12 protein-coding genes and 1 pseudogene are annotated in these 14,414 nt (G+C 74.3%); 4 read left to right on the forward strand and 9 right to left on the reverse strand.

What is annotated here, in order from left to right:
* Positions 1 to 7 precede the first annotated feature (7 nt).
* Entirely contained in the window at positions 8 to 889 is an 882-nt protein-coding gene (locus ABZ716_RS15210) for a LysR substrate-binding domain-containing protein (protein ID WP_358959246.1), read from the reverse strand.
* Between the two features lie 84 nt (positions 890 to 973).
* Between ABZ716_RS15210 and ABZ716_RS15215 the strand changes: the two genes are divergently transcribed.
* Positions 974 to 2,542: an AMP-binding protein gene (locus ABZ716_RS15215; RefSeq protein WP_358959248.1), complete on the forward strand. Its 1,569-nt coding sequence runs from the start codon at positions 974 to 976 to the stop codon at positions 2,540 to 2,542.
* Here the strand turns inward: ABZ716_RS15215 and ABZ716_RS15220 are convergent.
* Positions 2,533 to 3,504, reverse strand: a complete 972-nt coding sequence (locus ABZ716_RS15220) for an aminoglycoside phosphotransferase family protein (RefSeq protein ID WP_358959251.1) — start codon at positions 3,502 to 3,504, stop codon at positions 2,533 to 2,535. The genes ABZ716_RS15215 and ABZ716_RS15220 overlap by 10 nt on opposite strands.
* An 83-nt stretch (positions 3,505 to 3,587) precedes the next feature.
* Here ABZ716_RS15220 and ABZ716_RS15225 point away from each other — a divergent pair, with 83 nt between their 5' ends.
* On the forward strand, positions 3,588 to 4,349 hold the full coding sequence (locus tag ABZ716_RS15225; RefSeq protein WP_358959253.1) for a GNAT family N-acetyltransferase: 762 nt from the start codon (positions 3,588 to 3,590) through the stop codon (positions 4,347 to 4,349).
* A 12-nt stretch (positions 4,350 to 4,361) separates the two neighbouring features.
* Here ABZ716_RS15225 and ABZ716_RS15230 read toward each other — a convergent pair whose 3' ends face one another.
* On the reverse strand, positions 4,362 to 5,432 hold the full coding sequence (locus tag ABZ716_RS15230; protein ID WP_358959256.1) for a helix-turn-helix transcriptional regulator: 1,071 nt from the start codon (positions 5,430 to 5,432) through the stop codon (positions 4,362 to 4,364).
* Positions 5,433 to 5,623: 191 nt separating this feature from the next.
* On the opposite strand from ABZ716_RS15230, the gene ABZ716_RS15235 reads away from it, so the two are divergent.
* Entirely contained in the window at positions 5,624 to 6,301 is a 678-nt protein-coding gene (locus ABZ716_RS15235; protein ID WP_358959258.1) for a helix-turn-helix domain-containing protein, read from the forward strand.
* Here the strand turns inward: ABZ716_RS15235 and ABZ716_RS15240 are convergent.
* From ABZ716_RS15240 to ABZ716_RS15250, 3 genes and pseudogenes are all read right to left on the reverse strand, one after another.
* Positions 6,298 to 6,807 (reverse strand): O-acetyl-ADP-ribose deacetylase, encoded by a 510-nt coding sequence (locus tag ABZ716_RS15240; RefSeq protein ID WP_351879855.1) that lies wholly within the window; start codon positions 6,805 to 6,807, stop codon positions 6,298 to 6,300. The two genes, ABZ716_RS15235 and ABZ716_RS15240, sit on opposite strands and share 4 nt — an antisense overlap.
* A pseudogene (locus ABZ716_RS15245) lies at positions 6,807 to 8,234 on the reverse strand (NAD(P)/FAD-dependent oxidoreductase); the annotation flags it as partial. The gene ABZ716_RS15240 and the pseudogene ABZ716_RS15245, both read right to left, overlap by 1 nt.
* 53 nt (positions 8,235 to 8,287) lie before the next feature.
* A complete protein-coding gene (locus tag ABZ716_RS15250; RefSeq protein ID WP_358959260.1) occupies positions 8,288 to 9,115 on the reverse strand; it encodes an inositol monophosphatase in 828 nt (275 codons plus the stop codon).
* Between the two features lie 117 nt (positions 9,116 to 9,232).
* On the opposite strand from ABZ716_RS15250, the gene ABZ716_RS15255 reads away from it, so the two are divergent.
* Positions 9,233 to 10,306 (forward strand): trypsin-like peptidase domain-containing protein, encoded by a 1,074-nt coding sequence (locus ABZ716_RS15255; RefSeq protein WP_358959262.1) that lies wholly within the window; start codon positions 9,233 to 9,235, stop codon positions 10,304 to 10,306.
* Positions 10,307 to 10,367: 61 nt separating this feature from the next.
* Here ABZ716_RS15255 and ABZ716_RS15260 read toward each other — a convergent pair whose 3' ends face one another.
* The 3 genes from ABZ716_RS15260 to sigK all read right to left on the reverse strand — a co-directional run bounded on the left by ABZ716_RS15260 (position 10,368) and on the right by sigK (position 14,156).
* Positions 10,368 to 12,398, reverse strand: a complete 2,031-nt coding sequence (locus tag ABZ716_RS15260; protein ID WP_358959264.1) for a M4 family metallopeptidase — start codon at positions 12,396 to 12,398, stop codon at positions 10,368 to 10,370.
* A 487-nt stretch (positions 12,399 to 12,885) separates the two neighbouring features.
* Positions 12,886 to 13,635 carry an anti-sigma factor gene (locus tag ABZ716_RS15265; RefSeq protein WP_358959266.1) on the reverse strand — a complete coding sequence of 250 codons (750 nt, stop codon included), beginning with the start codon at positions 13,633 to 13,635 and terminating at the stop codon, positions 12,886 to 12,888.
* Complete coding sequence (gene sigK, locus ABZ716_RS15270; protein ID WP_358959446.1) at positions 13,632 to 14,156, reverse strand: ECF RNA polymerase sigma factor SigK; 525 nt, start codon at positions 14,154 to 14,156, stop codon at positions 13,632 to 13,634. The genes ABZ716_RS15265 and sigK overlap by 4 nt, the downstream gene beginning before the upstream one ends.
* Between the last annotated feature and the right edge of the window lie 258 nt (positions 14,157 to 14,414).

The following is a 14,414-nucleotide window of genomic DNA, read 5'->3' on the forward strand; positions in this document are numbered from 1 at the left end:
GGCCTCTTCAGCCGTCCCCCCGGAAGTGCGCGACGGCGTAGGCCGCGAAGTCGCGGACGGCGGCGGGCGTGAAGGCGTCGCGGGCGCGGACGAGCCACAGCACCCGGTGGCTGTCGGAGGTCGCCAGCCGCGCCCAGGCGACGCCCGCGCGCGGGCCGGCGACCCGGGCCATCGCCGGGAGCAGGGCGACGCCGAGGCCCGCGCCGGCCATGTCGAGGAGGGCGCCGGGCTCGTTTCCCTCGCAGACGATCTCGGGCCGCAGCCCGGCGCGGGCGAACAGCCGGTCGGCGAGCTCCCGCTGCCAGTGCCCGGGCCCGGGGGTGAGGAACGGCTCCCCGGCCAGTTCGGCGACGGCGACGTCCTCCCGTCCGGCCAGCCGGTGCCCGGCGGGTACGGCCAGCAGCACCTCCTCGCGCAGCAGTTCCACCGCCTCCAGCCCGGGCCCGGGGAGCGGGGCGGAGGCGAGGCAGAGGTCCGCCTCGCGGGTGCGCAGCAGGTGCGCCATCGCGTCGGCGGGGCACTGGCGCAGCCGGACGTCCACGCCGGGGTGGGCCCGGCGGTGGCCGGGGAGCAGGGCGGCGACGGTCATCAGGGTCTCGGCGGCCACCGTCACGCCGCCGCTTCCGGTGCCGGCCGCCTCGGCCAGTTCGCGGCGGCCGTCCTCCAGTTCGCCGAGCGCCCGGTCGACGCGGCGCAGGAACGCGGCGCCGTGCCGGTTCAGGCGGATGCGGCGGCCGCGGCGCTCGAAGAGCTCCACACCGAGCTCGGCCTCCAGCCGGGCGACGGTCCGGCTCACCGAGGGCTGGGCCACGCGCAGTTCGGCGGCGGCCCGGCTGATGTGCTCGTGGCGGGCGACGACCTGGAAACAGCGCAGCGCGAGCAGGTCCATGGCCCCTTTATAACCGTGCGGGCATCTTTTCATGGCCGAACCGGTCGTGGACCGCATGAACGGCCCGCGCCTAGCGTGCGGGGCATGACCGAGAACACCGCGAACGGCCCCGTCCCGTTCACCAGTTATGTCCACGCCGTCCTGGAGGTGCTGGCCCGCTCCCCCGGCCGCCCGGCCCTGATCCCGGAGCGGGGGCCGGCCGTCACGGCCGGGGAGGTGCGGGACGACGTCCTGCGGATGGCGGCGGAGCTGGCGGAGCGCGGCATCGGACGAGGCTCCGGTGTCGCCTTCCTGACCGGCAACGAGCCCGAGGCGCTCACCGCCCGGTACGCGGCGAACCTCCTCGGCGCCCGGGTGGTGTTCCTGAGCGGGGGCATGGCCCCGCAGGCCCAGGCCCAGATCGTGGAGAGCGTCGGCCCGGCGGCGCTGCTGGTGGCCCCCGGCTCCGAAGCCGGCGCCGGGGCGCTGCTGGCGCTCGCGCCGGTGCCCGTCGTACTGGCGCTGGGGCCGTCCCCGGTCCACGAGGGCCTCACGGCCGCCGCCGCGCTGCGGGCCCCCTCCCCGGTGGCGACCGCGGTCCGGCCCGGGGACGACTGGTGCCTGCGCTTCACCGGCGGCACCAGCGGGGTCCCCAAGGGGGTGCGGATGGCGCACGGCCCGTACGCCGAGGTGCTGGCCCTGTACGCCGGACGGCTCACCGCCGGGAGCCCGCCCCGGACCCTCGCCTGCACCCCGCTCGCGCACATGGCCGGCATCCTCGCCGACATCACCCTGCTGGCCTCGGGCACGGTCGTGCTCCGGCCCGGGTTCGAGGCGGGAGCGGTGCTCGCGGCCCTCGCCCGCGAGCGGATCACCGACGTCTGGCTCCTGCCGCCGCTGCTCTACGAGCTGCTGGACCACCCGGACCTGCCCGCGACCGACCTGTCCGCCCTGCGCCGCGTGTTCTACGGCGGGACCCCCGCCTCGGCGCGCCGGCTGCGGGAGGCGGCCCGGGCGCTCGGGCCGGTGCTGCACGGCTGGTACGGGCAGACGGAGGCGGGCAACATCGCCGAGGTGCTGCCGCACGAGCACGCGGTGACGGGCCCCGGCGGCCGGCCGACGGCCGGGCGGCCGGCGCCCGGGGTGACCATCGAGATCCGCGGCGACGGCGACGTACCGCTGCCCGCCGGGGAGAGCGGGGAGATCGTCGTGCGGACGCCGATGACGATGAGCGGGTACTGGGGGCAGCCCGGGGCGACCGCCGAGGTGCTGCGCGAGGGCTGGATCCGTACGGGGGACGTCGGCTGCCTCGACGCCGAGGGCCGCCTGTTCGTCCTGGACCGGCTCGGGGACCGGATCGTCGTGGTGGGCGGGCACGTCCACCCGGCGGAGGTGGAGGAGCTGCTGCTCGCCCATCCCGCCGTCGCCCGGTGCGCGGTGTTCGGGGTACGGCGGGAGGACGGGACCGAGGAGGTGCACGCGGCGGTCGTACCCGTGCCGGGGCGGGACGCGGGGCCCGGGGTGATCCGGGAGTACGTCACACAGCACAAGGGGGCGATGTACGCGCCGCACGCCGTGCACCAGGTGGAGCGGATCCCGCTCACCGGGGTCGGCAAGCCGGACAAACGGCTGCTGGCCCGCTCCCTGGGCGGGGAGCCGGGGGCTCAGGCGTAGCGGTCGAAGAGGGCCCCGACGTACTCCTCCAGCCGGGCCGCCAGCACCGCCGGGGTGAGGTCGGTCCGGCCCAGGGCGCGCCAGGGGACGGCGACCTTCTCGGCTTCCGGGGCGAAGGCGAGGGCGTCCAGCAGGCGCCAGTAGAGGTGGTCGGGCCCGGCTTCGGCGAGGGCGCCGCCCGCCGCCGTGTAGCGGTCGGCGAAGTCCAGGCCGGCCGCTGCCCCGTGCAGCAGGGCCAGGGAGGTCGCGCAGTGGGCCACGTCCAGGTCGGCCGGCCCCCAGGAGGTCTCCACCCAGTCGACGACCCCGCTGATCCTGAGGTCCTCGCCGACGCCCTCGAAGAGCACGTTGCCGGGGTGGAAGTCCCGGTGCAGGAAGTACGCCCGGTGCCGCGGGGGTTCGCCGCGGATGACCTCCACGGCCCGCCGCCACAGCTCCGGCCGCCGGGTGTGCCCGGGCGGGGTGACCCGTTCGGCGGAGGTCCACGCCTCGTAGACGCGGGGCCGGTCCTGCGGGGCCACCGCGATGCGGTGGATGTCCAGCAACTGGCAGGCCAGCAGCTCCGCGCGCCGCGCTGCCCCTTCGCCGTCGATCCGTACCGTCCCGGGGAGCAGGGACATCAGCAGGGAGGGGTGGTCGCAGTGCTCCGCCGTCGCGTCCACGGCCACGAGGGCGGCCGCCGGGACGTCCGTGGCGCCGAGCAGGCCCAGCACCGCCGCCTCACGGGTCAGCAGGGCGTCCGCGTGCCGCAGGTAGAACGGCTTGACGAAGGACCGCAGCACCAGCGAACGGGGGCCCGACGCACCGCCGTCCAGCTCCAGACGGCGCATCCGCGAGGTCCAGCCGCCCTGGAGCGGGGCGGCGCCCACGATCCGCTCCCCGCCGGGCAGCACCTTCTCCACCCAGGCACGGGTCGCGGCCCACTCCGTGCCGTCCTGCTCCTCCTGCGCGTACGTCACCATGGCCGACAGCCTAGAGGTGTACGGAGCGCGGGCGGGGGGGAAATCCAGCGGCACTCCGGTACCCCGCCGCCTAGGCTCGCCCCGTGACGGACCCTCGGATACCGCAGATCACGGCCTTCCTCTCCTCCTTCGCGCGCCGCAGGGCCGCGCGGACGGTCCCCGTTCCCGGCGGATTCGCCGCCCTGGACGACGAGTTCGCCCTCTCCTACGCCAACAACCAGCTCGTCATCGACGCGGCGACCGACCCCGAGGCGCTGCCCGGCCTGGCGGACGAGGTGCTCGGGCACCTGCCGTACCGGCTCGTCTCGGTCCTGGACGAGCAGACGGGGGCGGCCTGCGCGGGGCCGCTGCTGCGGGCCGGTTACACGCACTGCACCTACCTCGTGATGCTGCACGGCGGCCCGGTGCCCGCCGGCGGCCGGGCCGGTGAGGTGGACCTGGACGCGCTGCGCGTACCGCTCGCCCGGCGCTGGCGCGACTTCCTGCCCGACGCCGGCGCGGAGGTGATCCGTCAGCTCGTCGAGCGCCGCGAGACCGGCCGGCGCGGCGCCGCCGACGTGCGGTTCATCGGCGCCCGCACCCCGGAGGGCGAGGTCGCCGCCTGGGCCGACCTCTACCTGGACCCCGCCTCGGGCACGGCCCAGATCGAGGACCTGGTCACCTCGGAGCTCCACCTCGGGCGCGGGTACGGCGACGCCGTCCTGGCCGCCGCCCTGCGCGCGGCCGCCGACGCGCACTGCGCCACCCGCTTCCTGATCGCCGACGCGGAGGACTGGCCGCGGCACTGGTACGAGCGCCGGGGCTTCGCCGTCATCGGCCGCAGCCACGGGTTCGAGCGGTTCTGATCCCCGCGCCCCCTACCCGAGCGGCAGCCCGGGCAGGTACTGCTCGAAGAAGACCTGCCCGACCAGCTCGCGGCGGGAGCGGACGCCGGTCTTGGCGAACACCGACTTGAGGTGGTCCTGGACCGTCAGCGGGGACAGGGCCAGGCCCGCCGCGATCTGCGCCGTCGAGGCTCCGCGCAGCACCTGCCGCAGCACCTCGCACTCCCTCGGGGTCAGCGCGTAGGCCCGCAGCAGTGCGGCGATCCGGTCCGGGGGCTCGGCCGGGCCGACGGACAGGGCGATCTGCGGCGCCGGGCCCCCGTCCAGGCGCCAGCCCTCGATGCCCGCCCAGCCGCCGGTGCGGGTCGGCACGCACACCCGGCTGCCGCCCGACGTACTGCGCAGGGCGGCCGCCGCCACCCCGTACGCGGCGGCCGGCAGCCCCACGCCGGAGGCGGGCACCTCGGCCAGCTCGGCGAACCAGCCCTCGGCCGTGGCGGAGGAGGTGAGCACCTCGTACTCCGCGCTGAGCAGCACCATCGCCCGGGCCCCCGGGCCGCGCCCGCCGGGCGCGGCCGTGAGGGAGTCGCGCAGGGCCCGGCCCAGCGGGGCTGACAGCCGGGCGGCGAACTCCGTCTCGGCGGCGGAGAAGGGCGGCCCGTCGGCGGAGCGGACCATCACCAGCGCTCCCCACACCCGGCCGGCGTCGCGCAGCAGGACCCGCATCTCGTCGCCGAGGCCCTGCGGGCGGTAGATGTCGCGGTAGCGGGCGCTGCGGTCGAGCCGGCCGCCGAGCCGGGTGTGCAGGGTCCCCACGGGCGCGGTGCCCGGCCGGGCCAGGGCGGGCATCTGGAGGGCGTCGCCCTCGCGGTACTCGATGTCGAGCATCCGGGGCATCCAGCGCGCCTCCACGCCGTGCCGGTAGACACCGCCGACGTTGAGCAGGGTGTCCGGATCCAGCAGCACCCCGGCCCAGAGTGCGAAGGGGACGGTGCGCGCCAGTTCGGCGGCGGCGGCCTCCAGCACCGGTACGGGGCCGGTCGCGTCCCGCGCGGCCCGGACCGTACGCCGGTAGGCGCCCTCCCCGTACCTGGACCCGGTCATGCGTCCTCCCGATCGCCGCACGCGCCCGTCAGGGCGGCCGTGGGTACAGATTCGGCCATGGCGCTGAACGTTCGATAAACGGCCGCGGGCCGGCGACCGCGCCCCCAGATTCCTGGGATGGCGCGCCCGACGCACCGTCCGCACACTGCGGAGGACCGTGGGGTCGGGGGACGTGCGTACGGGGGAGGACCATGACGGGGAAATCAGCGGGCCGGGGGGTGCTCGACGGGGCGTTCGCCCTGCTCGACGCGTTGCGGCGGGCGGGCGGGGAGGCGGGTCTGACGGAGATCGCCGTGGCGTGCGGGGTGCCGAAGGGGACGGCCCACCGGCTGCTGGAGCAGCTGGCCGCGCTGGGGGCGGTCGAACGGCGCGGCCGCAAGTACGTCCTGGGGCCGGAGCTGTTCCGGCTGGGCCAGTCCTGGCAGCCGTATCCGGGGCTGCGGACGGCCGCGCGGATGCCGCTGCTGCGGCTGCGGATGACGACGGGCGCCAGCGCCGTCCTGGTGGTGCTGCGCGACGGGATGGCGCTGACGGTGGCCTCGGTGCCCGGGTGCGCGGAGCCGCTGGTGCCGGTGCGCGACGGGATGTGCTTCCCGCTGGCCACCGCCGCCGGGCTGGCCCTGACCAGCCGGGAGCGGGGCCCTTTCGTGGACCGGGAGCGCGTGGTGGCGGGGCTGTGCTGCGCGGCGCTGCCGGTACGGGGCCCGGGCGGCCGCGTGGTGGCCGCGCTGGCGGCGATGACCCCGTCGGACCGGCCGCTGGCCCCCTTGACGGCAGCGGTCGCCACGGCCGCCACCACCCTCACCACCCGCCTGCCCCGCCGGTGCGCCGGCGCCGGGGAGGCGGAGGCGGAGGCGGCGGGCGCCTAGCCCAGTGCCGCCTGGAAGGTGGCGTAGGCGGCGGCGTCGAAGAGGACGAAGCGGACCTCCTCCACCTGGGTGGGGGTGGTGCGGACGGTGTCGATCGCGATGCGGGCGCCGTCGTCCATCGGCCAGCCGTAGATGCCGGTGGACAGGGCGGGGAAGGCGACGGTGCGGGCGCCGAGTTCGTCGGCGACGCGCAGCGACTCGCGGTAGCAGGAGGCCAGCAGCTCCGAGCGGTCCTCCTGGCGCGACCAGACGGGGCCGACGGTGTGGATGACGTGCCGCGCCGGGAGGCGGCCCGCCGTGGTGGCGACGGCCTGGCCGGTGGCGAGGCCCTTGCCGTAGTGGGAGCGGCGCAGGTCCTCGCAGGCGGCGAGGATCTCGGGGCCGCCGCGCCGGTGGATGGCGCCGTCCACGCCCCCGCCGCCGAGCAGGGAGGAGTTGGCGGCGTTGACCACCGCGTCGGCCGTCACGGCGGTGATGTCGCCCTGGACGAGGGTGATCCGGACCATCAGCGTCCCTTTCGCAGGTGGCGCCAGACCGCCTTGGCGGCGTTGTGGCCGGACATGCCGTGCACGCCGGGGCCGGGCGGGGTGGCCGAGGAGCAGAGGAAGACCGCCGGGTGGGCGGTGGTGTAAGGGGAGAGGGTGATCTTGGGGCGGAGCAGCAGCTGGAGTCCGGCGGCGGAGCCGCAGGCGATGTCCCCGCCGACGTAGTTGGGGTTGCGGGCGGCGAGCTGCGGCGGCCCGGCGGTGGCGCGGGCGAGGACCAGGTCGCGGAAGCCCGGGGCGAAGCGCTCCAGTTGGCGTTCGACGGCTTCCGTGAGGTCCCCGTCCCAGCCCGCCGGGACGTGCCCGTACGCCCAGAAGACGTGCTTGCCCTCCGGTGCCCGGCCGGGGTCGACGAGGCTGGGCTGGGCGGTGATGAGGAAGGGGGTGCGGGGCGCGCGGCCGCCGTGGGCCAGCTGGAGGGCGGCGTCGATGTCGCGGCTGCCGGGCCCGATCTGGACGGTGCCGGCCCGCCGGGCGGCCTCGGCGGTCCAGGGGACGGGGCCGTCCAGGGCGTAGTCGAGCTTGAAGGCGGCGGCCCCGTACCGGTAGCCCTCGTAGGCCCGGCCCAGGCGGGCGATGCGGGCCAGTGCGGTCGGGGAGGTGTCGAAGACGTAGGCGCGGGCCGGCGGCAGGTCGTCGAGCCGTTTGACCTCGAAGCCGGTGTGGACGGCGCCGCCGAGGTCGGCGAGGTAGCCGGACAGGGCGTCGGAGAGGGACTGCGAGCCGCCGCGCGGCAGCGGCCAGCCGCCCGCGTGCGCGGCCAGCGCGAAGACCAGGCCGACGGCGCCGGTGCCGATGCCGTTCAGCGGGGCGATGACGTGCGCGACGAGCCCGGCGAACAGGGACCGGGCGCGGTCGTCCTGGAAGCGGCGCATCAGCCACGTGGAGGGCGGCAGACCGGTGAGGCCGAACCGGGCCAGGAGGAGCGGGTCGCGGGGCAGGGCGGTGCTGGGCAGGGACATGAAGTCCCGGGCGAGGGCGTCCCAGCGGCCGAGGTACGGCTGCACCAGCCGCCGGTACGCGCCGGCGTCCCGGGGCCCGAAGGAGGCCGCCGTCTCCGCGACGGAGCGGGAGAGCACGGCGGCCGTGCCGTCGTCGAAGGGGTGCGCCATCGGCAGCGGGGCGTGCAGCCACTCCAGCCCGTACCGCGCCAGCGGCATCGTCTTGAACACCGGCGAGCCGACCCCCAGCGGGTGCACCGCCGAGCAGGTGTCGTGCCGGAAGCCGGGGAGGGTGAGCTCCTCGGTACGGGCCCCGCCGCCGGCCGAGCCGGCGGCCTCGAAGACGGCCACCGAGTGGCCCCGGCGGGCCAGTTCGACGGCGGCCGTCAGCCCGTTGGGCCCCGCCCCCACCACGACTGCGTCGAGAATCGACAACCCTGACAGCTCCTTCGTCCGGCGCCGGCCACTGCCTCCAGCCTAGTGCGCGCCTGCGCGTCCGCTCAGCCCTCGCCGCGCAGCAACTCGCGGACGCGGACCGCGGTGGCCTCGTCGCGGCCCACCGCGAAGGGCAGGGCGTTGTCCCGGTCGATCCGGAAGGGGACGCCGTCCACCGTGCTCTGCGCCCCGCCCGCCTCCGCGACCAGCAGCAGCCCGGCCGCGTGGTCCCAGGCCGAGGGCCAGGTGAAGGCGAGGGCGTCCATCTCCCCGCGCGCCACCCTCAGGTACTCCAGGCCCGCCGAACCGCAGGGGCGGGCGGCGACTCCGGGCACCTCCAGCCGGGACAGGTGGCGCCGGTCCTCCTCGGAGGTGTACAGCGGATGGGCGGTCGCCACGCGCAGTACGGCGCCGGGCTCCGGCGAACCGCTGCGCAGGCGCTCCCCGTTGGCGTACGCGCCCTGTCCGCGCACGGCGGTGGCCAGCACGTCCAGGGCCGGGGCGTAGGTCCAGCAGGCGAGGATCTCCCCGTGCAGGGCGAGGGCGACGAGGGTGCAGAAGTGGGGGTCGCCCTCCACGAACTGCCGGGTGCCGTCGACCGGGTCGACGATCCAGACGGGGGCGTCGCCGCGCAGCGCCTTGTACACCTCGGGGTCGGCGTGCACCGCCTCCTCGCCGACGACGGCCGAACCGGGCAGCAGCCGGGTCAGCGCGGCCGTGAGCCGCACCTCGGCCAGCCGGTCGGCATCGGTGACCAGGTCGTGCGGTCCGTTCTTCTCGTCCACCTCGTGGTCGGCGAGCTGCCGGAACCGCGGCATGATCTCCGCCGCCGCGGCCTGGCGGATCGCTTCTTCGACGGCGGGCAGCTCATGGGTGAGGAATGCATCGATCATGCCCCCATCACATCACGGCGGCCCCGGAGCACCGCCACCGCGGCCGACGGGACACCTCCCGGCGGCGGGGCTAGCCTGAGAAGGGGACGTCCGTGCGTGGAGAAAGGCGGCGGGCTCATGAGGGGACGTTCCAGGAGCGCCGTGGCGGTGGCGACGATGGTGGTACTCGCGACCGGCAGCAGCGCGGTGGCGTTCGCAGACGACCTGTCGCCCAAGGAGATCTACGAACGCGCCGCACCGGCGACGGTGCGCATCATCGGCACGACCGCGTCGGGTACCGGATTCATCTATGACGCCGGGAAGGGTCTCATCGTCACCAACGCGCATGTGGTGCTGGACGAGCCGTCCCTGAGGGTCGGCGTCGAGGACCGGGCGCCGGTGGCCGCGCGGGTGCTGGGGATCGACCCGTGCGAGGACGTCGCGGTGCTGGCGTTCTCCAATCAGCAGCCCGACCTGAAGGCGCTGAAGTTCGCCGACAGCAAGAAGGTGGCGTTCGCCGACAACGTCACCGCGCTCGGGTACCCCGAGTCCATCGAGGCGCAGGGCGCGCAGAAGCCGGTGTTCACCACCGGCGCGGTGCAGAACCCGGACGTCAAGGACTCCGCGCCGAACCCGGATCTGCCGCGCTACGCCGAGACCATCCAGCACTCGGCCACCATCAACCCCGGCAACTCCGGCGGACCGCTGCTCAACGGCAAGGCCGAGGTGGTCGGCATCAACACCCTCACCCTCACCGGAGAGGGCGTCCAAGGGCAGTACTACGCCATCAGCAGCAACCATGTGCAGCCGCTGCTCGACCAGTTGGCCGCGGGCGACGTGAAGAACGACCCCGGATGGCAGCTGGTGTCCGTGCAGGACCCGGACCTCGCGGACTACTTCCTCCCGGAGGACGCCGCCAAGGTCGCCGCCACCCAAAAGCAGTTCAAGGACCAGGACGCCATGGTCGTCACCTATGCGCGGACCAACTCCCCCGCCGCCAAGGCGGAGCTGGAACCGGGCGACGTGATCACCGGCATGAAGGACACCCCCGTCGCCTCTTACGCGGACGTCTGCGACGTGCTGCAGTCCGCCGCACCGGGCGAGACGGTCCCCGTGACCGGCGTGTACTCCCCCATCACCGCCAATGGCAAGGACATGAAGGCCGGCGACGCCTGGACCACCGACCTGGTCGTGGACAAGGGCAGCAAGTAACGGAACGCGCCCGGAGCCTGGCGAGGCTCCGGGCGCGTGCGGCACGCTGTGGGACGGTTGATCAGAAGGTGAGCTTGAAGTCGTTGATCGTGCCGGTGTCAGCGGCTCCCTTGTCCTGGACCTTCAGCTTCCAGGTGCCGTTGGCCGCGACGGCCGAGGCGTTGACCGTGTAGGTCTTGTTCAGGTTCGCCGTGGAGTCCGACGAGGAGCTCTGCAGGCGGAACGTGGTCCCGTTGGGGGCCACGAGGTCGATCTGCAGGTCACCGATGTAGGTGTGCGTGATCTTCACACCGACCTGGAGGGTGCTCGGGGCGTTGCCGGTGATCCCGGTGACGGCGACCGAGGAGGTGACGGCCGGGCCCGGGGAGTCCGGGATGGCGACCTGGGCCGTGCTCTCGAAGACCTTGCCGGTGGTGCCGCCGCCGGAGCGGGTGCCGACGTTGACCGCCGCCCAGGCGTCGGTGACGCTCTTGACCTCGGCGCTGCCGGCCCCGTACAGCTCGGTCGCCGCGGCGATCGTGCCGGCGCGGGCGCCCGCGTAGTTGGTGGTGGAGTTGAACTTGGTGGTGAGCGCCTTGTACCAGATCAGCTGGGCCTTGTCCCGGCCGATGCCGGTGACGGGCAGCCCGTCGGAGGTCGGCGAGTTGTAGCTCACGCCGTTGATCACCTTGGCGCCGGAGCCCTCGGAGGCCAGGTAGAACCAGTGGTTGGCCGGGCCCGAGGAGTAGTGGACGTCGAGGTTGCCGACGCCGGAGTACCAGGCGTCGGCGGAGCCGCCGTCCTTGCTCGGCTTGTCCATGTAGCGCAGCGGGGTGCCGTCGCCGTTGATGTCGATCTTCTCGCCGATGAGGTAGTCGCCCGGGTCGCTGGCGTTGTTGGCGTAGAACTCGACGGAGGTGCCCATGATGTCGGAGGTGGCCTCGTTCAGGCCGCCCGACTCGTTGCTGTACTCCAGGCCCGCGGTGGCGGCGGTGACGCCGTGCGACATCTCGTGGCCGGCGACGTCCAGCGAGGTCAGCGGGTCGTTGTTGGCGGTGCCGTCGCCGTAGGTCATGCAGAAGCAGCTGTCGTCCCAGAACGCGTTGACGTACGCGTTGCCGTAGTGGACGCGGGAGTAGGCGGCGACGCCGTCGCCGCGGATCCCGGAGCGGCCGAAGACGTTCTTGTAGAAGTCCCAGGTGACCCCGGCGCCGTAGGCGGCGTCGGCGCCCGCCGTGGCGGCGTTGGAGTTGGCCCCGTTGCCCCAGGTGTCGGTGGACTGGCTGAAGAGCGAACCGGTGCCGGACGTACCGTGGTTCAGGTTGTACGTCTTGTGGCCGCCGCGGGCGGCGTCGTTCATCGTGAAGGTGGAGCCGGACTGCGAGGTGCCCAGGGTGACCTGGCCGCTGTAGTGGGTGTTGCCGACACCGGTCTCGATGCCCTGCCACTGGTGCAGCTTGGCGCCCGTCTTGGCGTCCGTGATGACGTGGAGCTGGTTGGGGGTGCCGTCGTCCTGGAGGCCGCCGACGACGGTCTCGTAGGCCAGGGTCGGGACGCCGTTCGCCATCCACACGATCTTGCGCGCGGAGTCGGCCTTGTCGGCCTTGGAACCGACGGCCTTCGCGGCGTCGAGGGCCTTGGCGGTGGCGGCGGCCGGGGCGTCGGCCGGGGCCTCGGTGGAGACGCCCTGCAGCTGGGCGTTGGACGCCTTGCTGACGCTCTGGGTCTTCTGCGCCGCGGTGCGGCTGACGACCAGGTCGCCGCCGAGGACGGGCAGGCCCTCGTAGGTCCGCTCGTAGCGGGTGTGGGTGGTACCGTCCTGGTCCTTGACCACGTCGTGGACGAGGAGCTTCTCCTGCGGGCCGAGGCCGAGCTCCTTGGCCGTGGCGGCGCTGGTGCTCTGGGCCTTGGCTATGAGCTCGGCGCGCTGGGACGGGGTGAGCTGCGCGGGCAGCGCTCCCGGGTTGCGTACCGACTGGCCCTTGGCGGCGGCGTTGGCGGAACCGTCGGGCTGCGCCGAGGCGGTGCCGGCCTGGACGCCGACGGTGAGCAGGGCTGCGGCGGCGAGCAGTGCGCCGGTGGCGGTGGCGTTCCGCCGGTGCGTGGACTTCACGCGGACTCCTTCTGCGTGTGGGGGGTGGAACCGGGCAGCCGGGATGGGGCCGCCCGGGGCAGAGCGTGCGGAGCTGATCGTGTTGGGGATGGGGAGAGGTTGCCAGCGATCTTCATGATCGCCATGGACACGACAGCAATTGGCCGAAACGAGTCCGGATTTCGCCCCCACGCGTCCGCTGAGCGGACACTCTCGGGCAGGGCAGAAGGTCAAAAACGCCCGTGAACCCACCCATTCCGGACGCCATTTGACCAGATCGTGGTACTTACCCGCGTCTTACATGATCAGGTAAAGCGTTCGGCATCAAGCGTCAAACAATCTTGTCCCGCCCATGACTTGACGGGGCGGAAGCCGGAGCCGCCCGCGCGGGCGCCGGCCCCTGAGGGGTCAGCAACGCACCGTTCCGCCGTGGATGACGACGGCGTCGGTCCGGGTGACCCCACCCGGACGCGGGCATCTCACGGCGGAACGGTGGCCGCCCGCCCCGTCAGGCGGGAAGGGGCAGCAGGAGCAGGGGGTCCGTGGTGGGCCGGGGGGAGCCCCCGGCGGGTTCCAGGGTGAGTCCGACGGCGGCGGCGTCGGCGGGGCTGCCGGTCAGGACGACGGTGCCGTCGTGGTCGATCAGTCCGGCGGGGCGCATGGTGCCGCCGTGGTCCAGCCACAGCTGGTACGTCCTGCCCTCCGCGGGTGCGGGAAGGCCGGCGGCGGAGAAGACGGCCTTGTTCTGCCGGCCGGAGGTGACGACGGTGGTCACGGCGCCGTTGCTCGCCCGGCCGTGGACGGTGCGCGCGTCCGGGGCCGCCAGGACGGCGCTGACCGCGTCGAGTTGCCGCTGGACCTGCCGGGTCTGCTGCTTGAGGTCCTGTCCGTTCTGCCTCTGCCATGCCGCGAGGCCCCCGAGTGCGGCGGCTGCCACGCAGGCGGCCAGTGCCAGGGGCACCGCCCGGCGGCGCAGCATGCCGCCGGAGGCGGGATGCGCGGTGGGCGCCGGGATGCGCGGCGGAAGCTGGCGGACGCCGTCGATGGCAGCCATGACCTGGGCTTTGGACGCGGCGGCCGGCGGCTGGGAGACGGCTGCCGCCAGGCGTGCCGCGGTCGCTTCGAACTCGGCGGCCTCCTGTCGGCATGCCTCGCAGGTCTGGAGGTGGGCGGCGAAGTCCTCGCGTTCCTCATCCTCAAGTGCGCCGAGAGCATAGGCGGCGACGAGCGTGTGGGCGTCGGTGGCGTGGTGTTTCATGTGGTCACCCCCATGCAGTCGCGGAGCCGGACCAGTCCGTCGCGCATGCGTGTCTTGATCGTGGGAAGCGGAGTGCGCAGGGCTTCGGCGACTTCACGGTAGGTCAGCCCCTGGTAGTAGGCCAGCGTCACGGCCTGGCGCTGGATCTCGGTGAGGCCGCGCATGCAACGGCGGACCTGCTCGGACTCCAGGCGGGTCTCGACCTGTTCGGCGACCTCGTCGAAGGCGGTGGTGTGCTCGCGGGCGGCCTGGGCGTGCTCGCGGTCGGTCGCGGCCTGGGCAGAGCGCACCCGGTCCACGGCCCGCCGATGGGCGATCGTCGCCGCCCATGTGGTGACGGAGCCGGCGTCGGCGCGGTAGCGGGCCGCCTGCCGCCACAGGTCGATCATGACCTCCTGGGCGACCTCCTCGGACTGGGCCCGGTCGCGGACCACTTTGACCACGATCCCGAAGACCAGGGGGGCGAGGGCGTCGTAGAGCGCGGAGAACGCCTGTTTGTCACCGTGGGCGACCTTCCGCATGACCTCGCTCAGGTCGCTGCGGGCGGAGTCGGCGGAGCGGGCGCCGTGGAAGGGGATCGGTTGGTTCACCTGCCGCGCTCCGGCCGTGGAGAGGAGGCGAAGCGGCGGCCTGGGGCGGCCGTCGGAGGGCGGGGCGTCCATCGCATGCCGGTCCTTGACTCTCGTGTGTACGGGGCCGGACCGCCCCGGCGGGACGGTCCGGTCTTGGGAAGCTGTGCGGTGTCGATGGTTCTTCGTAGCGGACGGGCCTGCGGATGG

It is taken from the genome of Streptomyces sp. NPDC006687, assembly GCF_040636215.1.
GTDB lineage: Bacteria > Actinomycetota > Actinomycetes > Streptomycetales > Streptomycetaceae > Streptomyces.